The following is a 24,613-nucleotide window of genomic DNA, read 5'->3' as shown; positions in this document are numbered from 1 at the left end:
GTCATATTCCCTTTATTTTTAATACAATCATTCCCACAATTATCAAAACAGCTATTGCCGCGATAAAAAAATCCAGTCTGCCAAATTTCATTTCTTTCATACGTGTACGTCCCTGCCCGCCCCGATAGCAGCGCGATTCCATAGCCAGTGCCAATTCATCGGCACGTCGGAACGCACTGACAAAAAGAGGGATCAATATCGGCATAATATATTTTATCCGCTGTATAATATTGCCCGAAGAAAAATCAGCGCCGCGTGACTTTTGCGCTTTTATGATCTTATCGGTCTCTGTTATGAGCGTTGGTATGAATCGAAGAGCTATAGTCATCATCATAGAAAGTTCATGTGCCGGCACGCCTATTTTTTTAAAAGGACTAAGCAGGCTTTCAAGAGCATCCGTTAAAACTAAAGGTGATGTGGTAAAGGTCAGTATAGATGCCATCAGTACCAGTAATATCAATCTTAAAGTTATGAATATCCCTTCTGTCAGCCCTTCCCATGTAGCCGAAAAAATCCACAGATCAGCTATTATTGTCCCCTCTCCACTGAAAATATGCATAATAAATGTAAATAGAACTATCCAGAACATTGGTTTAACAGCCTTTAAGTACATGACAAAAGGTATTTTTGAGACAGTCATCAATATTATGTTCAATAAAGTCAAAAGGATGTAATCAGTCTTACTGTCGCATAAAAATATAGCAATAATGAAAATGAACAACAGCATGATTTTCAATCTGGCATCCATCCGGTGAAGGACAGAATCAGCAGGGAAAAATTGGCCCAGCATCATATCATCTAGCATCTTTTTCTCTCCCGTAATATGCCGCACAGACGGCATCTGCCGCATCGCTTTTATTCAAACAGTCACTTCTTACCGGAAATGCCTGTTCATTTATTTGCCGCAACAGTTGTGTCAGATGCGGCGCACGCAGTCCTGCAGCCTGCAAAATATCATTCTTTTTAAAAATATCCTGCGGCATTCCGTCCGCAGCAACACAGCCGTCATGCAGCACAATTATGCGTCCTGCCAGTCCTATTATATCATCCATATTATGCGACACCATTATAATTGTGGTATTGCCTTTACGGTAAAGAGCTCTTATATTTTCCAGCAAATCATGTTTTGCCTTTGGATCCAGTCCTGCCGTCGGTTCATCCAGCACCAGATATGCCGGTTCCAGCGCTACTATTCCTGCGATTGCCACACGCCTCATCTGTCCGCCGCTGAGTGCAAACGGTGAAGCGTCTCTATACTGCTCATAGTCAAGCCCGACAAATGACATCGCCTTTTTTACTCGTTTGTCAACCGCATCCGGCTCAAGGCCAAAATTTTTTGGACCAAATGCTATATCAGCGTATACGGTTTCTTCAAAAAGTTGTGTTTCCGGATACTGAAAAACCATTCCTACCGAGTGTCTTGCCTTTATTTTTTCTTTTCCCCCGCGGTTTATATCCACTCCGTCCACCTTGACGGTTCCGGAGCAGGGAGATATAAGTCCGTTTAAATGCTGCATCAAAGTAGACTTTCCTGATCCGGTATGTCCGGCTATAGCAACGAATGATCCCTCTTCGATTTTGAGATTTACATTTTTCAAAGCATCTTTTTCGTATGGAGTCTTTTTCATATATGTATAGGTAAGATTTTCTATTTCAATAGACACTTGCTTATCACCATTACCTTATTTTTTATTTCCGTCGTCACATATTATACATCGGCAAATATTGTCAACGCAATTATTTATCCTATTTACCTTATAAATAAATTATCTAAAAAATACGGCTCAGTTCAAAACACACAGAAAACAAAAAGAGTTTTTGAGCAGAAAAATAAAAGCATCTTCTGAAAAATCTTCAAATAGATGCTCTTATTGTCAGCTATATACTATATTTTTCTTTATTTCTTCAAAGAACTTTTATCTAATTGATCAAAGCCGATGAGCAGTTCCTGCATGACAGCTGTTATTTTATCACAGTCACCCGCACCGTTTCCTTCTATATTAAGCGGCATTTTAGGATCATGCAGAGACTGACGCAAAAGGGCCCAGCCATTCACGCTTCCCTTGAATGACAATCGTACGCCTTCATAAGATGGTGTGACAACTGTATATCCTTTTTCCTTAGCACGTTCCTCGAAAGTTTTCAGTACCTTTTGTCCGTATTCTCTAAAGTTTTCACAATTTATAGACATGCGATATTCTGCCTCTTCAAAAATGGGCTGCAGCTTTTCTATAAGACTTTCTAAAGATTTATCTTCTTTTTTTGCAATAGCCGCTGCAACCAGCAGCTTCACAGCAAGATATGCTCCGTCATCCAGATAATAGTTTTCTTTAAGAGCGCCGTGGCCGCTTGTTTCTATGGCAAGAGGCGATATTTCGCCCTTATCGTTAAGCCGCCTGCATTCATTGATAACATTTTTATAGCCGCGCATATAACGATGATGCTTTAAATGCAGTTCATTTTGTAAAAAGTCAGTCAGTTTATCGGAGGTTACCGAATCAGTTATAATTGTAGATTCAGGATAATCGGGTGCCAAAATCGCTGCCATCATAGCGATAAGAGCATCACGATTTATTTCTCTGCCGTCTGCCAGGACAGCTGACATTCGATCGACATCAGTATCAAAAATGAGACCTAAGTCGGCTTTATTAGTGATCACAGCACTGCGCAGAGCCTCCATAGCCTGCTTATTTTCCGGGTTTGGTATATGATTGGGGAAATGCCCGTCCGGCTCAAGGAACTGACTGCCCGCAGTATCAGCACCTAACTGGCCCAATACCTTTTCGACAAAAAATCCGCCGGCTCCATTACCCGCATCAACTACAATATGAATACCCTTAAGCGGGTGATAAAATTCCTCTGAATTTATGCCTTTGCGTATTTTTTCGCAAAGATCCTGTGCATAAAGGTCTATGAGCTCACAGTTTTGAACAGTGCTTATGTCTGTATCAACCTTTGCCGTATCCACCGCAATTTTCAATGCATCCGTAAGATCGCTTTTTTCCATTCCGCCATCAATAGTAAAGAATTTCAAACCATTGCGATTGAAGGGCAGATGGCTTGCCGTTATCATTATTGATCCGTCAAATTTAGTCTGATCATATACAAGCGACATAAACATCGCCGGTGTCGTAGCCATATTGCAATCATAAGCTTTTGCCCCAAGACCCATTATTGCCTTCAATGCCTGTTTCTTAAGATCGGACGCCGATATTCTGGAATCATGTCCCACAGCAATTTTCAAGTCTGCCACAGCTTTTCCGTTTTTTGCAGCAAGCCATTTCACAAAACCTGCTGTGATCCTGTTAGCGTATTCGCCGGTCAAAGTAACTGGTTCCCCTTCAACACCTTCTACGGCAACACCGCGGACATCACTGCCATTCTGCAAACTTAATATCGCTTTTTCATCTGACATATAAACCTTCCTTTCATTTTTAAACATATTATCTACCATAATAAAGCTACTATCATAATAGCAGTTTTATTGCCGCTGTGAAAGAAAAAGAGCGTAAAATGATGACAAACTATGCCCATTTTACGCTCCTGCCTTCCGATTCTTTAAATCTGCCGCAGACTTTTGATCACTTAGCTGCTTTGATATGATCCTGTTCAAGTTCATTTATCCGCATTACTTTTGGCTGTGATCTTGATTTTTCAGAGTAATCGGAATCAAGCCATGTATCAAGAAGAGCTTTGGCAAGCTCAGTGCCGATAACGCGTTCTCCCATACAGATTATCTGCGCATTATTGCTCATTCTGCTGCGCTGTGCCGAAAATTGATCATGACATACTGCCGCGCGTACACCCGGCACTTTATTTGCACAGATGCACATTCCTATGCCCGTACCGCAGACAAGCACTGCCCGTTCATATTTGCCTTGAGCGACAGCATCTGCCACTTTATAAGCAACATCCGGGTAAAGAACAACTTCGCCTTTTTCAGCACCAAAATCATCAACTTCATAGCCTTTTGCTTCCAAGTGTTCCTTTAAGACGATTTTCAAACTATATGCTGCTTCATCGCAGCCGATTGCTATTTTCATGATATTTTTCTCCTTAGCTTCAATATTATTTTAAATATGCACTTACTTTTTTATCTATGCCTTCAGCATCAAGTCCAAACTCATGCAGCAAGCCTACTGCCGGACCTGAGTGGCCAAAACAATCATTCACACCTAAACGCAGCACAGGTGTAGGACAATTTTCTGAAAGGACTTCACATACAGCACCGCCCAGGCCGCCGATCACAGAGTGTTCCTCAACAGTTATGATTTTACCTGTCTTTTTAGCCACTTCTATGATCAATTCCTTATCAATCGGCTTTATCGTATGTATGTTTACAACTCCCACATCAATACCTTTTTGTGCCATCTTTTCTGCGGCTTCAAGAGAAGCATTCACGCAAAGTCCCGTTGCTATAATGGCAGCGTCTTTACCTTCGCGGAGCACAATACCCTTGCCCAGCTCAAATTTATAATCCGGCTTATCATTGATAATAGGAATAGCCAAGCGGCCGAAACGCATATAAACCGGACCATCGTGATCATATGCGGCCGTTACGGCAGCTTTTGCTTCAATATCATCGGCAGGATTGATTATTACCATCCCCGGTATAGTGCGCATCAGGGCAATGTCTTCATTACACTGATGTGTGGCACCATCCTCACCCACAGATATCCCCGCATGAGTAGCACCAATTTTAACATTAAGGTGCGGATACCCTATGGAATTTCTTACTTGTTCAAAAGCACGCCCTGCCGCAAACATGGCAAATGTACTCACAAACGGCACCAAACCTGTGGAAGCCAGTCCGGCAGCTATTCCCATCATATTGCCTTCTGAAATGCCGCAGTCATAATGTCTGTCCGGAACGGCTTTCTTAAAAATTCCCGTCTTGGTTGCGGCGGCCAAATCAGCATCCAAAACAATTATATTATTATGTTTTTTGTATAATTCTACAAGAGCATTTCCATAGCTGTCTCTTGTAGCAATTTTTACTGCTGTCATGCCAACGCCTCCCCATTTTTTTCCAATTCAGCCATTGCTTGCTTATATTGTTCCTCATTAGGAGCTTTTCCATGCCAGCCCACAGCATTTTCCATGAAGGAAACGCCTTTTCCTTTTACACTTTTAGCAATTATAGCCGTTGGCTTTCCTTTTGTTTGTGCCGCTTCTTTAAAAGCAGCTCTGATCTGATCAAAGTCATGCGCATCAATATTTATAACATGAAAATTAAATGCCTTGAATTTTTCATCTATAGGATACGGAGAACAAATTTCCTCAACCGTTCCATCAATTTGCAGATTATTATTGTCGACCACAACTGTCAGATTATCGAGCCCGTGGCTGCCGGCAAACATGGACGCTTCCCAAACCTGTCCTTCCTGCAGTTCACCGTCTCCCAGCATGGCGTATACGCGGAAACCTTTATCCTGTACTTTTGCAGATAAAGCCATCCCTACCGCGGCAGAAATTCCTTGTCCGAGAGAACCTGTAGACATATCCACACCTGCCGTATGTTTCATATCAGGATGTCCCTGCAAGTAAGAATCGATATGGCGAAGTGTTTTTAAATCAGCCGCCGGGATGTAACCTCTCAACGACAGTACGGCATACAGGCCCGGTGCGGCATGTCCCTTCGACAATACAAACCTGTCCCGGTCCTGATCATCAGCTTTTTTGGGATCTACATTCATTTCTTCAAAATAAAGATACGTTAAGATATCAGCCGCCGACAAAGATCCGCCCGGATGACCTGATTTTGCATGAAATGTTTCAATTATAACATTTTTACGCAATTCATTGGCAGTCTTTTTCAAAGCTAAATTATCCATTTAGAACCTCCTTTAAATTTACCAGTAAGACTGGTTTGAACTGTAAATACAAGCAACTATCAACATAAAACAAAATTTTCCGCATACACGGAGAAGCCATATTCATTATTTTTGGTAACTTTCTTATTTGATGCGCAGTAATTGTTTTGTTTGATATTGTTTATCTTTTTTTACAGTTTTTTTATTCTATTTTTGCTTTTATTATAACAAAGTCCAAAATTTTTTCAAGTGTTTTTTCACTTTTATTTTTTCAGTCTCTGTATTTATTTCTTATTTTTATTTTTGCATGCTTGTTTTTTATTATTTTTTTTGTGGAACAATCATGAAATTGATTGTCAAAATTTCCGCATTGCTATATAATATTAACAAATTGATGATATTATTCAAAATTACTATCCGAGGAGGCTGTGCTATGTTTGCTATAGAACGGCAAAATATTATACTGGAACATATAAAAGAACACGGTAAAATAACTACTCAGCAAATTTGCGAAAAATTTACAGTTTCGGCCACAACAGCAAGAAACGATATGAAAGAACTGGAAGAAAGGAATCTTATAACAAGAACACACGGCGGAGCTACTCTGACTGATAAGCAGTTGACAATGCAGCCGGATATAACGCATATTTTTCAAAAAGGACAGGAAGACAGCTACAGCTTTCTTTCCAGAGAAAAAAAATGCACTGAAGAGAAAGAACATATAGCACAAAAAGCTCTTTCCTATATTACAGAGCGGGGATCAATCTATCTTGATTCAGGAACGACTGCACTCGTAATGGCTAAAAAACTTGCTGCCATGCAAAAAAAACTGATCGTAGTTACACACGGCATTCATATTATGTCCGCGCTTATATCCAATCCTAATATTACAGTTATATTTGTCGGCGGTATCGTCGGCAAGGATGCCGCTTACATAGAAGGCACTCTTGGTTCGGGTATTTTTGATAATCTCAATATTGATCTGGCATTTGTTTCCGGTTATGGCATGACCATCAAATCGGGGCTTACTGATTTCAATCCCTACGAAGTAGAATTAAAACGCATTGTTGTCAAGCATTCCCACAAGATAATCGCACTTGTCGATTCATCGAAATTCGATGTGGTCTCAACTGCAAACTTTTGTCCGACAGACAGTATATCCACGATAATTACAGATCCAAAAGTTTCTCCGGATGTAATTCATGAATATCAAGACAAAAGCATAAACATCGTATATTAATAAAACAACAAAAAGGGCAGCTGATTATCGGCTGCCTCTTTTGTTGTTTTATTCCCATATTTATCGCATATGGGTAGTAATTATTTTTATAATATAAGCCGTTTCGTCTTCGCTTATTTTTATATCATATTCTTTTTCAAGCGGTTCCAAAGCTTTGTGTATACTTTTAAAAAGATCTTTATTCACAGAATAGAAGTCTTCCAGTTCATCAAACTGTATGCTTATCCCGCCCACACATCGATCCAATACGCATCCCATATGAAGGACCAGATCCAGCACCATGCTTTTATTTTTATCTGAATAATTTATTGCTTCCACGAAATTCCGTATCTGGAAAATAGCATGCCTGGGATTAACGAATTTTACATATTTTTCCAAAAGTCCCTTCGCTGTTTCATATAATGTAGGCATTTGCAACGGTTCAGGCAGCGAAAACGGTCCCTCCATATTACCGTCGAGCAAATGGAAAAATATCTGCTGAGTTTGTTCCTGTAACAGTTGATCAATAGGAAAAAATGGTACGGGCAGCTGCGGATCTATATTCCCGACAACTGCAGCAACATAACTATATTCACCGGACTGTTCAAAAACCTCCCTGGCATTTACATAATCTGTCGCTATAACTTTTATTGAATCTGTATAATATTTTTCCAAAAGCTCGTCAAGCATATTCTTTATTATCATACTGCTGCCTTGTCCTGTGGCACAAACTGCCAATACAGCAAGTGGTTTTCTTTTCACAGTGGCAGCAGTTTCTTCCTGTTGATTATTCTTCTGTGCATAAACCTCATCGATATCATCCATATCATAAAGGACGTGACGCAGTACATCTAAAACTGCAGGCGTAGACACGGATTTTACAAGCTTGGTCTTTATTCCCGTATCAGCAGTCAGCCGCTTGTCAAAAAATAAAAGTGATCCCATGTCCACAAGGAGGATAATTCCTTTCCCCTTGTTTATTGTCAATGCCATCGCTTTAAGCTTTCCATATGTTTCATCAATGCTCTGATTTAAAGGCATATCCACAGCCTTTACAAGATCTGTATTAAGCAATGCATTACATGCGCCGGCCATGCTTGAAGCGGTGGAATCACCATGACAGATAATGATCATACCGATTTTCTTGCTGTCCGCTTCCACCCTGCTATGATATAAAAGCAGTGCAATAAAACCCTTTTCATTTTCCGGTACTATCATCCCAAACTTGTCACTGAGCATTTCTACCATTTTTTCTGCCACTTTAAATTCATCAGGATGCTCTGTTTTTATTTTAAATAGATGCTTGTCATCACCCGCAGAAATTCTGCCGGCCCTTTTGATCAATGCCTGAATATGCATTGATAAGCCGAACAAAAAATAATTGTTGAAATTTACTTTCAGCTCTTCTCTTGCATATTCGATAAACTGCATTGTGGTATCTATGACCTCCTTGGGCACCAATTTATGCAGATTTATTATTTTTGAATGCAGATTGGAAAAATATTTATTGACACTGCTCAAATAAGCATCTATTTCATTCTTTAATACGTCTGTTATATTTTCTACATTTCCTCCCTGTTGTTTGAGTTTTTTCAATTTATCCAAAATTATATCGTAGACATCATTTTCAACCTCATCAGACATGATTCCTGTATTTTCCTGAGGTTGTATAGCTATATCTTCTGAAAACATATCAAGATATCGTGTAGCTGTTTTATCCATTTTCACATAATTGAATAAAATATCACGAATATCCTTATCCAGCATTTGGTATCCTACATAAATAGCTTGGTTGTTCTGCAAATGCTGTAAAAAAGCATTTGCACAAAGCAATTTTACTTCCGAGCGCAACTGTCCGATATTGCCTCCTTTAAATTCATATAAGGCCAGAGCCCGCAATACTTCAGGTGCGATATTTATTGTTTTTTGCAGATTCATCGCCTCAAAGCGAAAAAATTGCTCTATTATTTCCACCTTTTCCGCGATCGGCTTTTCTTTATAATTGGGTAATATTATATTTACAGGCACCCGTCTCATAAATGTATTCAATAACACATCCGAAGGATTTTCTGTGGTTGCCGCAATAATCAATATGTTGCTTTTTCTTTTATTGCCATCTCCCAGTCTGTTGTATTCTCCCTTATCCATCAAATAAAACAACATTTCCTGTCCATCAGGCGGCAGCCGATGTACCTCGTCCAAAAAAAGTATTCCGCCGTCAGCCTGCTCCACCAACCCTTTTTTATCTGCTTCTGCTCCTGTAAACGCATTTTTGGCATGCCCAAACAACTGTGACAGCAAAAGCTGCGGATTATTAAAATAGTCTGCACAATTAAATGTTATAAAAGGATATTCCGATATGTTTTTATTATTTGCCAACAATCCATAAGCATGCATGGCTTGCGCAAAAGTGGTCTTTCCCACACCGCTTTCCCCCAGAAGCAGTGTATGAAGACCGCGCGGAGGATATACAATGGCTGCTTTTGCCTGCCGTATTTGGTAAAGCAGACTGCTGTTACAGCCCAGAAGCCGCATAAAAGGATCTTCCATTTCCATTTGCCTGTCACTGATTTTTTCCTGCAATTCTGCCAGGGTATACATGTTTTTCTCTTCTATACCATATTTCTCACACATACGGCATGTAACTTCATGAGGCAGAAACGTCACTGGTCTGCTGTTTATTTTTACAAGTCCCCCATCCTTGCAGATAGAATTTAGAATACTGCTGGCATTGTTGCGTAATATACCAAAATGCTTTTGTATCTCACCAGCCTGTATCCCCGGATTATCTCCATTTTGTATAGCTTCTATCATTTCACCAAACACGCATTTTTCCTTGATATAAGTTATTATCATATCTGTTTGCCGCATTATTATCCCCCTATTGATACAAAATATTAGTCATATAAAATATTTTATGTCTCTCATAAAAAAATTTATTTATATTTTTTGTTTATTGCAAATTTTATTTAAATTTTTTATAAATATAATTTTAATAATATATACACTAATAATTTATTTATATACACTATCATATTTCACGCAATTTGTGTATATATTTTTTCAACAGCTTAGCTAAAAAAGCCTATACACTATCTTGGCATGATTCTTGCATTCTCTAATAGCAGAATATACTTGCAAGTATTTTTTTATCATTGGCAGCTCCTGTTTGTAATTATTTCCATCAAGTATCGGAAAAAGTGCATCATTGCTTTCGCTTATATTTTCTGATACGGCTTCCGTGAAATCAGCCATCACTTACGCTCACGTGAGTATTGCTATTTCAAAACTGTTGGTGCAGCGGCACGACGGCGTTATTTTTTTAATAAAGGAGAAAAAATCCCATGGACGCAATTCAAAATCTTATACGTTTCATCTTGGATTTAGGCGCTACAGTAATGATGCCTATAATCATAATGCTTCTGGGCTTAGGATTAAGGCAAAAATTTTCGCAGGCGATCCGCTCTGGTTTGACTGTGGGAATGGGTTTTGCCGGTATATTTTTAGTGATAGGTCTTTTTTCCAGTAACCTTTCTCCCGCAGCAAAAGCTATGGTGGATAATTTTGGTCTTCATCTTGATGTGCTCGATGTCGGCTGGCCTGTTCATGCCGCGATAAGCTTTGGTACACCCATAGTTCCCATTGTATTCATTTTAGGTGTCCTGATAAATATCATTATGCTGACAATGAACTGGACTAAGACTATGGACATAGATCTTTGGAATTACTGGCATTTCATTTTTGCAGGCGGTCTGGTAATGTACAAAACAGGCAGTGCTCTGCTGGGCATTGTTGCTTCTTGTATAACAATCATAATCGTTCTCAAACTGGCAGATTACACCCAGCCTTATGTTGAAAAATTTTTTGGCATGCCGGGAATCTCTCTGCCGCATACAGAAGATGTCGGATGGGCACCCATATGTATTTTTCTTAATAAAGTAATAGATAAAATTCCTGTAATAAATAAAATTGAATTAGATCCCCTGTCTATTCAAAAACGCTTTGGTGTGATCGGCGAACCAATGTTTATCGGTCTTATCCTTGGTGGATTCATTGGTTTCCTCGCCGGTTATGATTCTAAAGGAGTTATCCAGCTTGGCATCAACATGGCAGCCGTTATGTTTTTACTGCCACGTATGTCCAAAATTCTTATGGAGGGGCTAATGCCTTTATCTGACAGTGCCCGTGAATTTTTGAACAGCAGGTTTCCTGGTAAAAAAGTCTTCATAGGTCTTGATTCAGCTGTAGTTGTCGGTCATCCGTCCGTAATGGCAGTATGTCTGCTCATGATCCCCATTACACTTCTGCTGGCAGCGGTACTGCCCGGCAATCGCATAATGCCCTTCACTGATTTAGCAGGTCTTTGTTTTTGCCTGCTTTGGGCCGTTGGCGCTTCGCGCGGCAATGTGTTCCGCGGCCTTGTAATCAGCACGATTCTTATGGTTTTCATTCTTTATATTGCCACAGATATAGCTCCGGTAAGTACAATAATGGCAAAAGAAGTCGGCTTCCCCTTTCCTGAAGGCACCCTTGCAGTATCTTCCCTCGACGGAGGTTCTCATTTTGTTCCATATATTATTTACAAAATCATTGCTCTGTTCCAATAGAAAAATACGATCCGGGTATTTTTCATCCCGTACCCCGGACAGCGAGGTGGTTTTATGTTTCTTATTCAGACAATGCGGATAATGGCGGGACCCTATTTATGCAGTATGGCTGACATGTATTATGCAAATCAGGATATATTAAACACAATCGTTGTATTGTGCGGGACCGCATGGCTAATATATAAAAGATATACCAAAAAGCCTTCCGTATAAAAATAATTTCAAAGGAGTAATAAAAATGGCAAAGATAACAGTCATAGGTGCCGGTGCAATGGGCAGCGCTTTCACCAAGCCTATAGCCGATAATGGCAATGACGTGAGATTATGGGGTTCTCCCCTTGATAATTCTATAATTGACGCGCTCAAAGCTGGCAGAGATCATCCTAAGCACAAATATCCATTGTCCAAGAATATCAGTTTTTTTTATCATCATGAATTGGCAGAGGCACTTCATGACGCCGATGCTATAATAATGGCCATCACCTCCGATGCTCTGGGTGATGTTTTTGAACAGATCGTTCCCTATCTGAAACCGGGGATACTCATTGGCAGCGTAACTAAAGGCTTCAATTATAACAAAGCCGGTGAAATCGTCCTTCTGCCGGATATTTTAGAAGAACGCCTGCCCGATAAATTAAAGCATCAAGTAGATTTTGTATTTGTTGCCGGTCCATGTAAAGCTGTTGAAGTATTATGGGGTGTCCCCAGCTCCGTAACTTATGCCAGCACAAATATAACTGCCGCAGAAAAATTACGTTCTTTCGCCGAAACGGATGTTTATAATGTAGATATAACAACCGATGTTATCGGTACGGAAATCTGCGCCGCTATGAAAAATGCCTATTGTGTCGGTCTTGGTATGGCTGAAGGATTTCCCCAGCAGAAAAATAATTTTCTGCATAAAAACACCAAGGGATCTCTCTTCACATATGCCGTAGCCGAAATGGGCATTTTTGCAAAAGCTCTCGGTGGAACTCTTGGTCCTGTACTCGGTCTTCCCGGTATCGGCGACCTCGAGCTTACAGGTGAAGCTGGACGCAATCGCACACTCGGAGAAGCCATAGGCAACGGGTTATCCGCCAGTCAGGCAATAGCCAAAATGAAAGAAAATGACATTACAGTAGAAGGATATCCTGCAATAAAATTTGGCTATCTTCTGATGAAAACTATGGAGACCGAAGGAAAAATACGATCCTCTCAGATGCCATTATTGTCCGGACTTTACGACATTCTCTATAATGATGCTGCCGGTTATGAATCTATTAAAAAGCTTGTCAGACTCTGCACTGCTGCCAACATAAGCAACAGAAAACTATAAGCCGCAGGGAGGTGAACCGTCTATTATAAAAATCAGATAATAGACAATATGCATGGAAAAAACATTTCAATTTGATACAGCCGTAAATCAAATAAAGCTGGAAGTCAAAAATTCAGATGAAGCATTAAAAAAAATAAGTTCTCTTTTGTACAGCTTTGGTTATGTAAAAGACACTTATTCTGATGCGATAATTGCCAGAGAAAAATTATTTCCCACCGGACTTCCCTTTGAAAAATGCGGTGTTGCGCTTCCGCACACTGATTGCTGTCACGTAAATAAACCCATGATTGCTATTTGTACACTCAAAACTCCCGTCACCTTTCAAAATATGGGAGATGCCAGTCAGCCTGTATCTGTAAAAATAATTTTCATGCTTGCGATGAAAAAAAGTGAAAATCAACTTCAGCTTCTATCCGAGCTTATGGAAAATCTACAGGACAATATGCTTATGGAAAATCTTCTTCAAACAGATTCAGCGAAAGAAATTACAGCTCTTATGGCAGGAAGAATAACCGTATGATTTCACAGTGAAGAAAACTGTATATATCGAATCTTATTGACTGAAAAACTTATTTTATTAAAAGAAATTATGAGGTGTTTATTATGAAATACAGATTGCTCGCTATTTGCGGATCAGGTATCGCTACTTCGACAGTTGCCGCTGAAAAATGCCGCAAACTTTTAACTGAAAAAGGAATTGACATAGACGTTCTGGAATGTAATGCCACTGACATAACAGCCAAACTGGCGACTTTTCATCCTCATGTGGTCGTGCCCACAACCACGGTAGCAGATTCCATGCTCGGAGGCGTGAAAAGATTTCCGGGGCTGCCTTTTATCACCGGCATAGGAACCGAAGCAGTAGTGAATGATATAGCAGAATACTTAAAGACTATCAAAGAATAATTATTGTATCTCTTATAAAAAAGGACTGTACATAAGTGAAAACTCACTCATGCACAGCCCCTTTTTATACTACATTATATTTTTACTCAATTGTAATAATATCACCAATTTTAGGAGATGGTACGCTGTCTCCCTTGAGATTTATCTGTCCCGGCAGCTCAACCTCATGATTATCGACAAATTTCAATGTACAGTGTCCCAGTGTTGCCAGCGTATGCTGCGCCTCTTCCCCGACAGCAGCTACAGTGTATATATTTTCACCAATACTAAAGCGGTCTCCCACAGCTACCAGTTCCCTGAGCTCTCCCTTAGTATGCATAAAACAAACTTCTGCCAAGGCTTCCATTTCACACTGTTCAAATATGACCATATCACCGGCTTCCAGCAGATCTCCGGCTAAAGGCCCTATGCTGGTTATTTCCACTCTATATTTCAAACTAACCACTCCTAAAATATTACGTTATTATCTTCTTAAAAACATTATGCAAATAATCCGATACCGACAAAATAAGCCACGATGACGCCGATAGGTCCGCCTACAGCACGCGACACAAGTATAGCCGGCACCCCGATATCTACCGTTTCGGGTTTTGCTTCCATAAGACTGAGTCCTACAGGCATAAAGTCACAGCCTACCTGTGAGTCGATGGCAAATAAGGCCGGAAGGGCAAACTGCGGTGAAATGGCTCCGGCTCCTATCTGTGTGCCGATGAGTACGCCGATGACCTGCGCGATGACCGCACCGGGGCCAAGCATCGGTGAGAGGATCGGCAGTGAACAGATCACTGATATGATAAACAGTCCCGGCAGTGAGCCTGCGTACGGTGACAGATGGGCTGCTATGAAGTCTCCCAGTCCCGATCCCATTATAAGTCCTATTATCATGCTGACAAAGGCCATGAACGGCAGTATCGTTTTTACTACCATGTCTATGGTATCACGTCCCGCCTGGAAGAAGATGGCTATTACTCCGCCGGCTGCTTTGCCGAATCTTGTCAGTATGTTTCCTTTTTCTGTTTTTGCCGGTCCCGCAGGTTTTGCCGCTGCGGGTGCTGCCGCGGGTGCCGGCGCGCTGCTTACTGCTCCGTCTGCCGAAACTGCGCTTATTCCTGCCGGTTTTACATCAGATACATATATTGTTTCATTTATAAATGCTGCCAGCGGGCCTGATTTTCCCACCGGTGTCAGGTTTACTGTGGGAATGCCTTTTTTCGGGTATATGCCGCAGCGCAGGGTCCCGCCGCAGTCTACTATCGCTACCGCTATTTCTTCATCCGGCACGCCGTTTTTAAATCCGTCGATCAGTTCTGCTCCCAGTATTTCTGCTATTTTGTCTGCTATTGCCGGTTTTTCTCCTCCGGTTATATAGACAACTTTGTTTCGGCCGCCTTCCAGTTTTACGGTCAGCGGTCCGCCGAATCCGTTTGGCCCTTTTTCTATTCTTACTGCATTAGCCATTTTTATATCCTCCTTATACCTGCATGCCTTTTTTCTTCATCATATACAATGTGATTTTTTCAGTAATGATGCCGCGTATCAATATTACTATGACACCGGCAACGAAATAGCGCACAGCGAGTTCGCTCGTCGGCAGTCCCAGCTGGGTGATCCCGTTTGCTATCCCAAGCCATACAAAAAGTTCTGCCGGATTGGCATGCGGAAAAAGGCCTGTGATCGGATGACAAAAAGTAATGCATGAATCCATAAATGCCGGTTTGTATTTTTCCGGCAGGAAACGGCCTAATGTATATGCCATCGGATTGCCCAGGAAAAACATAGCTATTACGTTAAATACTGTGTACCGCAAAATAATATTTTTGCTCGTCAATTGTGCGAACCTGTTTATTCTGTCCTGTCCCAAAACATTTATGAACGCGTTGATAGCCGTAATGAGCACTATCAATGTTGGCAGCATGCCTGTGACCATCCCGACAAAACTCTCACCGCCCTTATGAAAAAGGCCGATAAATCCTGCTGCCAGAACCCCCAGATACTGCATAATTCCTGTTACTCCATCCATCTTTGTTCCTCCTCAACATTTTTTACTTATATGGGGCAATTCTTTTATATAAAAATATTACTCCCTTTTATTATTGGAAAATTAACTGCATAAACCGTCTGGCAGACTACACAGCTTATGCAGTTAATTTTCCTGTTGCTGCACAATCATTGTAATAATTATATTAATTTTTATAAATAAGATATTACAAATTTTCTAACTATTTATTGAAAAACATTTTTTAGGCTATTTTCAACTTTTCTTCCAGACTTTCCAAAGCCTGCAGCAATGCCTTATCCTTTTTTTTCTCACTTTCAGCTTCCTGTCTGAGCTCTCTAAAGTCCCGAGTTTCCCATCTGGCAACATTTTTAAATCTGGCAAGTAAGGTCATGCCCTTCATCCGTTTTGCTTCAATTATCATTCCCGAATCATCACTTACCAAAACGACAACATTGCCTGAGGACATTTTCCGCTTTCGCACGCCTATGCCAACATGCCCTTTACTCATCAATTCTCTTACCGTAGCTTTAAAATGATTCATCTGTATATACATAAAAAAACATTGGGCAATATACAAGACAAACGCAACGAACAATACTTTTTCCATACTCTTCTCCTATTACTGCAGAATGCGAGAAACAGTACACCCGCATTCTGCGGTATATTAACGCTTATTGCTTAATGAAATCATCTATAATATGAGTATATTTTTCAGTCAGCCCCAAATCAGCAAGCATATTCAAGATAGTATATCTCTGGCGCACTTCTTTAGCCACCAGCATGCTATTGTGAACTATTTCTTCATCAATCCCTACTTCCTGCGGACGAAGAGGAGCTCCGGCACGTTTCATAATGCCTTCAATAAATGCCGCTGTCTTTGCTGTCTTTACCAAAGCCGATATTTCAGCAAATTTTTCTTTTATAGTTTGAATTCTCTTAAGACGATTTTCTATTGAATTTCTATTGTCTTTTTTGGCATTCTTTAAAATACCGGGGGCTGCTTTTCCATAAAGTTCCTTTATTTCAGCTTCCCATTTCTTTTCGTCAAAATTCTTTGCTTTATCAACAGCTTCATCAAAATCCACTGTTTCCTGCGCAAAGGTTTCATAAAGTTTACCGGCGATAATACTTGTAAGACCAACCTTTGTTCCGTGTAAGAGAGCCTCTCTTCCCTGGAACAAGAACGTCATTTCCCAATAATGTGACAGATGATGCTCGCATCCGGATGCAGGACGCGAATTATTCACATAACTCATGGCAATCCCGGTACGTAAAAGTCCATCCATAATATTGCCGATTGCCGCATCGGTGCGTGTTTTTACTCCGTCTATATTTTCTACGCATTTTTGAATAGCATCTTCCGATATTCTGGCAGTTGCTTCACAATAATATTCATTATTTATGATCCGGCTCAACTGCCAATCGATAAGAGCCGAACACTTTCCTATCATATCACCCAAACCTGCTAAAATCATTCGTTCCGGTGCTTTTTTCAATATATCTATATCGCCAAGAATAACTTTAGGCAATTCACATGAGACACTAGTCTTTAAATTGTCAATTGTCAAGGCAGATGTATCTGAAACAAAACCATCCATTGAGGGAGCCGTAGCCACGATCATTGATTTGACTCCGGTGCGCCGGCTTATATATTTAGTCAAATCATTCAATACACCGGAGCCGATTGCTACAAGGAAGTCGATTGAATCATCAACAGCCAGAATTAGTTTGCCCATAGCCTGTTCATCCGGAACTAAATCTCTCTCTACCTGATAGATTAAAGTTTTATACTCAACACCATTTTTCGTTAAAATATCCTCTATTTTTTTACCGGCTACTTCGTATGTATGTGTATCTGCTATCAATAGAGGATGCTGACTTTTATATTCGCCGATTACATCAGCGATCTTATTTATAGCACCATTCTCGATAATTACCTTATCGACGTTCATATAATGTCCGCGTCCGCATTCACATTCAATTTTTTTGCCAATAAAATCATTAATATTCATCTTATCAACAGCTTGTGCCACTAATTTCATATAATTCATCCTTTCTTCATTCTGACCATGAAAACATCCCTTCTCCTGATATACATAAGATTTTTTGCTCTTCTCAATTGTCCCCGTAATTATATTTTAGATCGGACATTCGTTTTGAGCAAAATCAGAAGATAAAATGCTTTAATTTTTATTTCTTTTGTTTTTTATCGTTTATATGATGTTTACCGTTATTTACATTTATTATAGCAAACTTTTTTTAAAAATCAAGTGTTTTTTTATAATTTACATTACTTATTTCCGTTTTATACTTTTCTAAACCACCTTGGTACATTATCACAATTGATTCTTTGCTATAAACTTTTTATTGAATGGACTTTTTCAATAAAAAATTATCCCTTTAACTTATTACAAAAACATTTATTAATACATAATATACTCATTGCTTCAACATCATAAGTAATATTTTTCCCTAAATTATTGTTCGTAAAATTTCCTAAGTTCCTTATATAATCAGCCTTATTGCCTATTATCCGGAAAAAAATTGTCTACCTTGCTTCTAAAAAAGAATATATAAATATTTAAACAGTATGCTAATATATAAATTTCAATATTTTTAAATAATAATTTGACAAGGCATCATTTATTGGTTATACTCTAAGCATAAACGGAAAGTAACCAAAGGGGTGTAAACAAATGTTTGCGAATACAAACGAAGATAAAAACAACATTTTAAAAAATATTGATTGTTTTGCACTTGATATGGATGGTACCATTTACCTTGACGATCATTGGATAGATGGTGCAAAGGATTTTTTAAAGAAAATAGAAGCATCCGGTCGAAAATATATATTTCTGACCAATAATTCATCCAAAAATCCTAAAAATTATGTTGATAAACTTCATAAAATGGGCCTAGATGTTGATTTAGATAAAATAGTCACTTCAGGACAAGCAACAGTTTACTATCTGCAACAAAATTATCCTGGAAAAAAAGTTTTTCTTTTGGGAAATGATTTGCTAAAGGAAGAATTTGAAGAAGGGGGAATTTTACTTGATGATAAAACCCCTGATATGGTAGTCACAGCTTTTGACACTTCACTGAATTATGAGAAAATGTGCAAAGTTTGCGATTTTGTGAGAGCGGGTTTACCTTATATAGCTACCCATCCAGATTATAATTGTCCAACTAAAACTGGATTTATACCAGATGCCGGTGCTATTCATGCTTTTATAAATGCTTCGGCCTTCAGAAATCCGGATCGCATCATAGGCAAACCCAATACCGATATTATTAAGTATTTACTGTCAAGGCTTCATACTTCCGCCGACAAAGTCATCATGGTAGGCGACCGACTTTATACCGATATAGCTGCCGGTAAAAATAACGGTCTTTATAGCATGCTCGTACTCAGCGGTGAAACCAAGCTTGAAGATGTGGAATCTTCCGAAGTCAAACCTCATCTTATATTTGACTCCGTAAAAGAAGTTATCCCACTTTTATAATATTTACAACATTAATAACCACCTAAATCATCAAAACAAAAAGGACAACAGCGTATCTCTTCCCAAGATTAACCGCTGCTGTCCTTTTTGTTTTGTTTTATTTATTTTCACCATCAATATCTATTCTGTCAAAAATTAACCTCATGTCATTTTCGGATGAAGTCTTACAAAAATCATCTACCCATTCTTCATTTTGAAGAGCCTTCATCAATCTCGCAATAACAGCCAATTGTTCATTGATCCCCTTGACAGCCAGTAAAAAGACTATGCTTACTGGCGTTGTTTCACTTACCACTATCATGGAACCAAATGAAACAGGTTTTTTCAAAATTCCTATTGCTACTGCCGTATTATTAATCAATTCTACATTATTGGTATGTGGTATGGCGATAGAAATATTATTTAAATCTATCCCCGTTGCTAAATTTATCTCTGCTTCAATGACAGATGAGGTATATGCCGGTAAAACCTCTTCATTCTTAATTAAAATGTTGCTTAAAACTTCTATAGTTTCTTTATCTGTTTTAGTCTCTAATCCCGAAATAAAATATTTAGTGATCACTTTTTTGCCCCCGTGCCGTTATTTTCATAACGGCGTATAGATTTTGCATATGTGCCTGTTACTTTTACGCATTCCTCCATACTTTTGGCGCTTGCTATTCCTTTACCGGCTATATCAAAAGCTGTTCCATGATCTACAGATGTTCTGATGAATGGTAAGCCTACAGTAATGCTGACCGTTCTTGTCAGATCATGTACTTTAGCAGCAATATGTCCTTGATCATGATATAACGACAATACCGCATCGCACTTTTGCAATTCAAAAAGCCGAAATACAGAATCTGCCGGAATAGGTCCAAATACATTAACTTTGTTCTTGTTTGCTGTCTCAACAGCCGGCTGCAATGCTGTTATTTCTTCATCGCCGCATAATCCTTTTTCTCCGCCATGCGGATTTAGAGCAGCTAATGCCAAACGTGCATTCGGCATTCCCAGCTGAGTCATTGCCTTATCACTGTTTTTTATAAATTCCAGCACATGGTCATATGTTACATATTTGCAAGCGTTTATCAGTGACAAGTGCCTTGTCAAAAAGAAAATCCGCATGTTATCGACGTGAAACATCGTCAGTGCATCCGGGCTGTTTGTAATCCCCTGATACATTTCTGTATGTCCTATATAAGGAATACCCGCCATATGAATAGCTTCTTTCTGAATTGGTGCGGTTGCCACCCCGTCAACTTTTTTTTCAAGCCCCAGTTCAATGGATTTCTTTATGTAATCATATGCTGCTGCACCGGCCTTCGCACTTATAACGCCGCAGGGAATTTCCTCTGTATCCGCATTGTCTATATTCAAAATATCCACTGTACCAAATTTAAATTTACCTTCTTCCGGTGAACTTATTATATTGAATACGGATTTATTATCCACTACCTGAGAAACTCTTTCCAAAAATTTTACATTACCAATTATAAAAGGCCTTACTTCTTCATATATTTCTTCATTATTCAAAGTCTTTAAAACTATTTCCGGGCCTATGCCAGCCGGATCTCCCATTGTAATCGCAATTATCGGTTTCATAATTTAACGCTCCCTTTTCATTGGTAATTCACATATATAATATTTTCCAGCCACATATAGCTATTTATTGATTTAACAAATATTTTATACAGGTCAAAACTGTATCCGGTGCTCCTATTAAACCACCTTTAGTAACAATTGGAAGATTATCACTGTCTCCTCCCACTAAAAAACCATATGATATATGCGGTTGTATTTCACCTTTAAGTTCCAAAGCCTTCACATTGCATTCTTCACAGAATGCCACCGTCATATCACCTCCCGTAAGATAAATTCCCTTCAAATTATCAATCCCCATCGACAGTATGAGCGATGATATCCTGGCCAAACCGTGTGTTATCCGCCTTGTTATGTCGTCAGGCTTTATTCCCCTTTTGGCAGCTTCAATATTAATATTAATAAACATATCACTATCCCCTTCAACTCTGAACCCGATAACATCGCTGAGATAGGATAAGCCGACAACTCTTTTTGCTATTATTTTTTCTTCCGGTATAGGTTCATCCGAATCAATAAAACGCCTTATATCAATTGAAATTATTCTTGCATCTGTTTGCGCGTGCAAAAAAGCCATCTGTTCATGGGTGAGACTGGAAGCACTGCCGGCAACTATCAATATTTTCCCATTAAATTTCTTCTTTTTCTTTCCATTTAAAAGTTCATATCCTTTTTGTGTATACGGCCCCGGATCTACGGCGATCCACGGTCGGTCAAATGATGACATAGCCTTTGCAATAATATCTATATCATTGAATGTTATTGCATCAAAAATAATTATTTTTTTACCGTGATCTATATTTTCCTGTATAGCCGCTATGGTATTTTCAATTCCTGCCGTTATGTCATTAAGTGATACACAACCTATTTTCAATTTTGTTTGATTTTTAAAATTATCCACCATCAGACTGCTGCGCACAGGTTTTACCGGATCAGCACCAGCCATTGTTAAATGAACCGGCACACCATTCACTAATTGATAATTCCCTACTACTATTCTGCCAGAGGCAGGAAATGCCGCAACAACACATGCTATGGTATCTTCCGGCAAAGCATCGAGCATCCCTTCCGTTTCAGCTCCCAGATTTCCCCTGATAGTGCTGTCTATACGTTTGGAAAAATGACGTATCCCATAATCATACAAAATTTTTGTACAGAACCGTACTCTTTCTCGTGCATCCTCCCCATTCAGAGTGCGACTGGCTGCATTAACGACTATTGCATCATATTTGTCTTCCAAAAATTCCGAAATATGCCTGTGATCCACTGTCGTAATTGTCCTAAAGCTGCTATTGGTCAAAAGTGCCGCCGCAGTATTTGCACCAGTAAGATCATCGGCAACAACGCCCCATTTTATCATTTCATTTCCCCCGAAAATATATTTGCAAACAGATAACAATTTAGAAATAAGCAGCGGAACCCTTCGCCGCTGTTATGAAAAAGCAATTTATGATTCGCCGGATATTCATCCCATTTCGCTGCTTACTTCATTTGACCAATATAGTAAGTCTGCCTCAAGTATTATTTATCAATCTGATACTTTATCAACCGCTTTCCCCATAGGTTCATCCAAAGTTAATATTAAAATAAAACCAATCAACGCGGCCACACCAAAATACATAAATACAGTGTTAAAGTTTCCGTACATATCCAGCAATGCACCTGCTATCATCGGTGCAAAAAAACCGCCCAGATTTCCTCCAGTATTCACTACCGAAATAGCCAATGGATATATTTTTTGATTTGTTAAGCCCATGGGATACGCCGTAAATGCCGGCCAACCGACATTCAGCAAAAGCCCGGTAGCAAATAAAGATAAAGCAACTGCCATTACGCTATTGGGAATATTCAGCATTATTATCATCATTATCACTGTAGATATTGCAGTTATGAGCATCGTAGGTTTGCGGCGTTTTTTGAAAATCTTATCCGATATATATCCGCCGGATATAGCTCCTATTAAACCGCCGATCCACGGTGCAGCCGCCACAAACCCCATCTTAGTGAAAGAATAACCGGCTTCTTTTACCAGATAAGTGGGTATCCATGTCATCAATCCATACAGAACGCTGACCATCATGAAGTATGCAAGAGTATCTCCCCATATATTCCATGATTTAAAAACATCAAGTCTTTTCTCCAATTTGACAACTTCTTTAACACGAATCAGCCTATCCAATGGTCCCATAGATTTAAAAACATTTTCTATTTTCTGATTATTTTCATCTATATTTTTTTCTCGTATATAATCAAGCTCCACCTGATTAACAGATTCACTTTGCTCCGGACGTTCCCTTATAAGCCAGTACCACACAGCAGCCATTATAAATCCGGGAACGGCGCAAACGATAAACATAGAGCGCCAGCCATATGTCGTTGCCAGCCATACACATAACGGAGGCACAATTATAGGCGCAAACATTGTTGAAGCGATGTATACACCGACAGCCGTGGCTTTTTCCTTAGCAGGAAACCAATTATTTATAGTCGATGTCAAACCAACAGGACAAGGGCCTTCCGTCAAACCTAAGCCGAAACGCAGCCATTTAAGCATGCTTGCCGAACTGGCTGTCCCAATAAGAAAAGTAATAATAGAAAAACCTATTATTGAAATAGAAACCAAGCCTCGCAAACTCATCTTGGTGAATAGATATCCTGCCGGAATCTGAGATACCGCATAGCCAAAAAAGAACATCGATGCAACGGCACCAGCTTCAAAATTAGTAATATGGAACTCCTCAGAGATAAATGGCAGCGCTATTCCGATATTGCTCCTGTCTGCGAAGTTTATTGTATAAGCTATAAAAATTACTGTCAAGACAACCCATCTATAATTTGTCATCTTCTGAACCATACCTGAAATCCCCTCCTGTTTAATTAGATTTAGCATCAAATGCTGCTTTGACCGAACGTATCAATTCGTTGAATTTTTCTGCCTTCCATGCACTGCGTCCGACATAGAGCCCGTCTATATATTTTTCAGAAATAATCTGCCGGGCATTGTCCATATTTACACTGCCGCCATATAAAACAGGAACCCTTGTCCCTTCATCGCCAAAAAGTTCTTTTAGAGTATCTTTTATAATCGCGTGCTTTTCCCTTGCATATTCGGCACTGGCAGGTTCACCATCTATACCGATAGACCATACCGGTTCATAACCGATCATCACATTTTTTATATCTTTTTTTTCAATATTGTATAACCCTATTTTCAACTGTCTGCGCAAGACTTCATCGCTGACATTGTACTGCTTTTCTTCTTTAGTTTCTCCTATACATAAAAGCGCGGTAAATCCATGTGCCAATGCAGAGAAGATTTTTTTATTCTCTTCACTGTCAGTTTCTCCAAAAACATGGCGTCTTTCAGAATGACCTGCCATAACTATATCTACATTAAGCTCTTTCAGCATAAGGGGTGATATTTCTCCGGTAAATTGGCCAGTTTCTTCCCAGCACATATTTTGTGCACCGATTTTTATATATCTTTTATCAACAGCATCCACCGCTGCAGCTAATGTAGTATATGATGGTAAAACAAAAATTTCCATTTTTTCTCTGTCAATATCCGATGTCAATTTCTGGAGATCATTTAAATAGGCTTTAACAGCACTTATCGTTTTATACATTTTTAAATTAGTTCCTAAATACAATTTCACCACTCAGT

General features: G+C 39.4%; 24 protein-coding genes. 6 read left to right on the top strand and 18 right to left on the bottom strand.

The window, feature by feature from the left end; genetic code table 11:
* Nucleotide 1: 1 nt before the first annotated feature.
* The 6 genes from NXG61_RS06160 to NXG61_RS06135 all read right to left on the bottom strand — a co-directional run bounded on the left by NXG61_RS06160 (nt 2) and on the right by NXG61_RS06135 (nt 5,834).
* On the bottom strand, nt 2-805 hold the full coding sequence (locus NXG61_RS06160; RefSeq protein WP_307225353.1) for an energy-coupling factor transporter transmembrane component T family protein: 804 nt from the start codon (nt 803-805) through the stop codon (nt 2-4).
* Nucleotides 795-1,664: an energy-coupling factor transporter ATPase gene (locus tag NXG61_RS06155; RefSeq protein ID WP_196604999.1), complete on the bottom strand. Its 870-nt coding sequence runs from the start codon at nt 1,662-1,664 to the stop codon at nt 795-797. Before NXG61_RS06155 ends, NXG61_RS06160 begins: the two co-directional genes overlap by 11 nt.
* 233 nt (nt 1,665-1,897) lie before the next feature.
* Nucleotides 1,898-3,415 (bottom strand): phosphomannomutase/phosphoglucomutase, encoded by a 1,518-nt coding sequence (locus NXG61_RS06150; RefSeq protein WP_307225352.1) that lies wholly within the window; start codon nt 3,413-3,415, stop codon nt 1,898-1,900.
* Between the two features lie 166 nt (nt 3,416-3,581).
* A complete protein-coding gene (gene rpiB, locus NXG61_RS06145; RefSeq protein ID WP_196605001.1) occupies nt 3,582-4,043 on the bottom strand; it encodes a ribose 5-phosphate isomerase B in 462 nt (153 codons plus the stop codon).
* Nucleotides 4,044-4,068: 25 nt separating this feature from the next.
* A complete protein-coding gene (locus tag NXG61_RS06140) occupies nt 4,069-5,007 on the bottom strand; it encodes a transketolase family protein (RefSeq protein WP_307225351.1) in 939 nt (312 codons plus the stop codon).
* Nucleotides 5,004-5,834, bottom strand: a complete 831-nt coding sequence (locus NXG61_RS06135) for a transketolase (protein ID WP_307225350.1) — start codon at nt 5,832-5,834, stop codon at nt 5,004-5,006. Before NXG61_RS06135 ends, NXG61_RS06140 begins: the two co-directional genes overlap by 4 nt.
* A 412-nt stretch (nt 5,835-6,246) precedes the next feature.
* On the opposite strand from NXG61_RS06135, the gene NXG61_RS06130 reads away from it, so the two are divergent.
* Nucleotides 6,247-7,053 (top strand): DeoR/GlpR family DNA-binding transcription regulator, encoded by an 807-nt coding sequence (locus NXG61_RS06130; RefSeq protein WP_307225349.1) that lies wholly within the window; start codon nt 6,247-6,249, stop codon nt 7,051-7,053.
* Between the two features lie 60 nt (nt 7,054-7,113).
* Here NXG61_RS06130 and NXG61_RS06125 read toward each other — a convergent pair whose 3' ends face one another.
* Both NXG61_RS06125 and NXG61_RS06120 read right to left on the bottom strand, forming a co-directional pair.
* Nucleotides 7,114-9,903: a sigma 54-interacting transcriptional regulator gene (locus NXG61_RS06125; protein WP_307225348.1), complete on the bottom strand. Its 2,790-nt coding sequence runs from the start codon at nt 9,901-9,903 to the stop codon at nt 7,114-7,116.
* Between the two features lie 204 nt (nt 9,904-10,107).
* Nucleotides 10,108-10,287, bottom strand: coding sequence for a hypothetical protein (locus tag NXG61_RS06120; RefSeq protein ID WP_307225347.1), 180 nt, complete (start codon nt 10,285-10,287; stop codon nt 10,108-10,110).
* An 89-nt stretch (nt 10,288-10,376) separates the two neighbouring features.
* On the opposite strand from NXG61_RS06120, the gene NXG61_RS06115 reads away from it, so the two are divergent.
* The 4 genes from NXG61_RS06115 (at nt 10,377) to NXG61_RS06100 (ending at nt 13,863) form a co-directional block, all read left to right on the top strand.
* A complete protein-coding gene (locus NXG61_RS06115) occupies nt 10,377-11,639 on the top strand; it encodes a PTS galactitol transporter subunit IIC (RefSeq protein WP_196605008.1) in 1,263 nt (420 codons plus the stop codon).
* Between the two features lie 238 nt (nt 11,640-11,877).
* Nucleotides 11,878-12,957, top strand: coding sequence for an NAD(P)H-dependent glycerol-3-phosphate dehydrogenase (locus NXG61_RS06110; protein ID WP_307225346.1), 1,080 nt, complete (start codon nt 11,878-11,880; stop codon nt 12,955-12,957).
* A 52-nt stretch (nt 12,958-13,009) separates the two neighbouring features.
* The gene (locus NXG61_RS06105) at nt 13,010-13,477 is read left to right on the top strand and encodes a PTS sugar transporter subunit IIA (RefSeq protein ID WP_196605010.1); all 468 of its coding nucleotides are present in this window, start codon (nt 13,010-13,012) and stop codon (nt 13,475-13,477) included.
* A gap of 83 nt (nt 13,478-13,560) precedes the next feature.
* Nucleotides 13,561-13,863 carry an MtlR transcriptional regulator gene (locus tag NXG61_RS06100; protein WP_231038614.1) on the top strand — a complete coding sequence of 101 codons (303 nt, stop codon included), beginning with the start codon at nt 13,561-13,563 and terminating at the stop codon, nt 13,861-13,863.
* Nucleotides 13,864-13,945: 82 nt separating this feature from the next.
* On the opposite strand, the gene NXG61_RS06095 is transcribed toward NXG61_RS06100, so the two are convergent.
* From NXG61_RS06095 to NXG61_RS06075, 5 genes are all read right to left on the bottom strand, one after another.
* Complete coding sequence (locus NXG61_RS06095; RefSeq protein WP_196605011.1) at nt 13,946-14,299, bottom strand: PTS glucitol/sorbitol transporter subunit IIA; 354 nt, start codon at nt 14,297-14,299, stop codon at nt 13,946-13,948.
* Nucleotides 14,300-14,343: 44 nt separating this feature from the next.
* Nucleotides 14,344-15,321 (bottom strand): PTS glucitol/sorbitol transporter subunit IIB, encoded by a 978-nt coding sequence (srlE, locus tag NXG61_RS06090; RefSeq protein ID WP_196604290.1) that lies wholly within the window; start codon nt 15,319-15,321, stop codon nt 14,344-14,346.
* A 13-nt stretch (nt 15,322-15,334) separates the two neighbouring features.
* Nucleotides 15,335-15,862: a PTS glucitol/sorbitol transporter subunit IIC gene (srlA, locus tag NXG61_RS06085; RefSeq protein ID WP_196605231.1), complete on the bottom strand. Its 528-nt coding sequence runs from the start codon at nt 15,860-15,862 to the stop codon at nt 15,335-15,337.
* A 241-nt stretch (nt 15,863-16,103) separates the two neighbouring features.
* Nucleotides 16,104-16,469, bottom strand: coding sequence for a transcriptional regulator GutM (locus tag NXG61_RS06080; protein ID WP_196605012.1), 366 nt, complete (start codon nt 16,467-16,469; stop codon nt 16,104-16,106).
* 64 nt (nt 16,470-16,533) lie between these two features.
* The gene (locus tag NXG61_RS06075) at nt 16,534-17,904 is read right to left on the bottom strand and encodes a sn-glycerol-1-phosphate dehydrogenase (protein ID WP_196605013.1); all 1,371 of its coding nucleotides are present in this window, start codon (nt 17,902-17,904) and stop codon (nt 16,534-16,536) included.
* Between the two features lie 654 nt (nt 17,905-18,558).
* Here NXG61_RS06075 and NXG61_RS06070 point away from each other — a divergent pair.
* Nucleotides 18,559-19,368: an HAD-IIA family hydrolase gene (locus NXG61_RS06070; protein WP_196605014.1), complete on the top strand. Its 810-nt coding sequence runs from the start codon at nt 18,559-18,561 to the stop codon at nt 19,366-19,368.
* Between the two features lie 97 nt (nt 19,369-19,465).
* Here the strand turns inward: NXG61_RS06070 and NXG61_RS06065 are convergent, their stop codons facing one another.
* The 5 genes from NXG61_RS06065 to NXG61_RS06045 form a co-directional block, all read right to left on the bottom strand.
* Complete coding sequence (locus tag NXG61_RS06065; RefSeq protein ID WP_196605015.1) at nt 19,466-19,930, bottom strand: PTS sugar transporter subunit IIA; 465 nt, start codon at nt 19,928-19,930, stop codon at nt 19,466-19,468.
* A complete protein-coding gene (gene pdxA, locus NXG61_RS06060) occupies nt 19,927-20,952 on the bottom strand; it encodes a 4-hydroxythreonine-4-phosphate dehydrogenase PdxA (protein ID WP_307224908.1) in 1,026 nt (341 codons plus the stop codon). The genes NXG61_RS06065 and pdxA overlap by 4 nt, the downstream gene beginning before the upstream one ends.
* A gap of 64 nt (nt 20,953-21,016) precedes the next feature.
* On the bottom strand, nt 21,017-22,309 hold the full coding sequence (locus tag NXG61_RS06055; protein ID WP_307224906.1) for a four-carbon acid sugar kinase family protein: 1,293 nt from the start codon (nt 22,307-22,309) through the stop codon (nt 21,017-21,019).
* A 168-nt stretch (nt 22,310-22,477) separates the two neighbouring features.
* Nucleotides 22,478-23,803, bottom strand: coding sequence for an MFS transporter (locus NXG61_RS06050; protein WP_307224904.1), 1,326 nt, complete (start codon nt 23,801-23,803; stop codon nt 22,478-22,480).
* A gap of 19 nt (nt 23,804-23,822) precedes the next feature.
* Nucleotides 23,823-24,608 carry a triose-phosphate isomerase gene (locus NXG61_RS06045; protein ID WP_307224903.1) on the bottom strand — a complete coding sequence of 262 codons (786 nt, stop codon included), beginning with the start codon at nt 24,606-24,608 and terminating at the stop codon, nt 23,823-23,825.
* Nucleotides 24,609-24,613 lie beyond the last annotated feature (5 nt).

It is taken from the genome of Pectinatus haikarae (genome assembly GCF_050916305.1).
GTDB lineage: Bacteria > Bacillota > Negativicutes > Selenomonadales > Selenomonadaceae > Pectinatus > Pectinatus haikarae.
This window is presented reverse-complemented; position numbering and strand designations above follow the sequence as displayed.

Coding starts and splice junctions, on each gene's coding strand:
- NXG61_RS06160 (WP_307225353.1), bottom strand. CDS start 805: ATGCTAGATGATATGATGCTGGGCCAATTTTTCCCTGCTGATTCTGTC.
- NXG61_RS06150 (WP_307225352.1), bottom strand. CDS start 3,415: ATGTCAGATGAAAAAGCGATATTAAGTTTGCAGAATGGCAGTGATGTC.
- rpiB (WP_196605001.1), bottom strand. CDS start 4,043: ATGAAAATAGCAATCGGCTGCGATGAAGCAGCATATAGTTTGAAAATC.
- NXG61_RS06140 (WP_307225351.1), bottom strand. CDS start 5,007: ATGACAGCAGTAAAAATTGCTACAAGAGACAGCTATGGAAATGCTCTT.
- NXG61_RS06135 (WP_307225350.1), bottom strand. CDS start 5,834: ATGGATAATTTAGCTTTGAAAAAGACTGCCAATGAATTGCGTAAAAAT.
- NXG61_RS06130 (WP_307225349.1), top strand. CDS start 6,247: ATGTTTGCTATAGAACGGCAAAATATTATACTGGAACATATAAAAGAA.
- NXG61_RS06125 (WP_307225348.1), bottom strand. CDS start 9,903: ATGCGGCAAACAGATATGATAATAACTTATATCAAGGAAAAATGCGTG.
- NXG61_RS06120 (WP_307225347.1), bottom strand. CDS start 10,287: ATGGCTGATTTCACGGAAGCCGTATCAGAAAATATAAGCGAAAGCAAT.
- NXG61_RS06115 (WP_196605008.1), top strand. CDS start 10,377: ATGGACGCAATTCAAAATCTTATACGTTTCATCTTGGATTTAGGCGCT.
- NXG61_RS06110 (WP_307225346.1), top strand. CDS start 11,878: ATGGCAAAGATAACAGTCATAGGTGCCGGTGCAATGGGCAGCGCTTTC.
- NXG61_RS06105 (WP_196605010.1), top strand. CDS start 13,010: ATGGAAAAAACATTTCAATTTGATACAGCCGTAAATCAAATAAAGCTG.
- NXG61_RS06100 (WP_231038614.1), top strand. CDS start 13,561: ATGAAATACAGATTGCTCGCTATTTGCGGATCAGGTATCGCTACTTCG.
- srlE (WP_196604290.1), bottom strand. CDS start 15,321: ATGGCTAATGCAGTAAGAATAGAAAAAGGGCCAAACGGATTCGGCGGA.
- srlA (WP_196605231.1), bottom strand. CDS start 15,862: ATGCAGTATCTGGGGGTTCTGGCAGCAGGATTTATCGGCCTTTTTCAT.
- NXG61_RS06080 (WP_196605012.1), bottom strand. CDS start 16,469: ATGGAAAAAGTATTGTTCGTTGCGTTTGTCTTGTATATTGCCCAATGT.
- NXG61_RS06075 (WP_196605013.1), bottom strand. CDS start 17,904: ATGAAATTAGTGGCACAAGCTGTTGATAAGATGAATATTAATGATTTT.
- NXG61_RS06070 (WP_196605014.1), top strand. CDS start 18,559: ATGTTTGCGAATACAAACGAAGATAAAAACAACATTTTAAAAAATATT.
- pdxA (WP_307224908.1), bottom strand. CDS start 20,952: ATGAAACCGATAATTGCGATTACAATGGGAGATCCGGCTGGCATAGGC.
- NXG61_RS06055 (WP_307224906.1), bottom strand. CDS start 22,309: ATGATAAAATGGGGCGTTGTTGCCGATGATCTTACTGGTGCAAATACT.
- NXG61_RS06050 (WP_307224904.1), bottom strand. CDS start 23,803: ATGGTTCAGAAGATGACAAATTATAGATGGGTTGTCTTGACAGTAATT.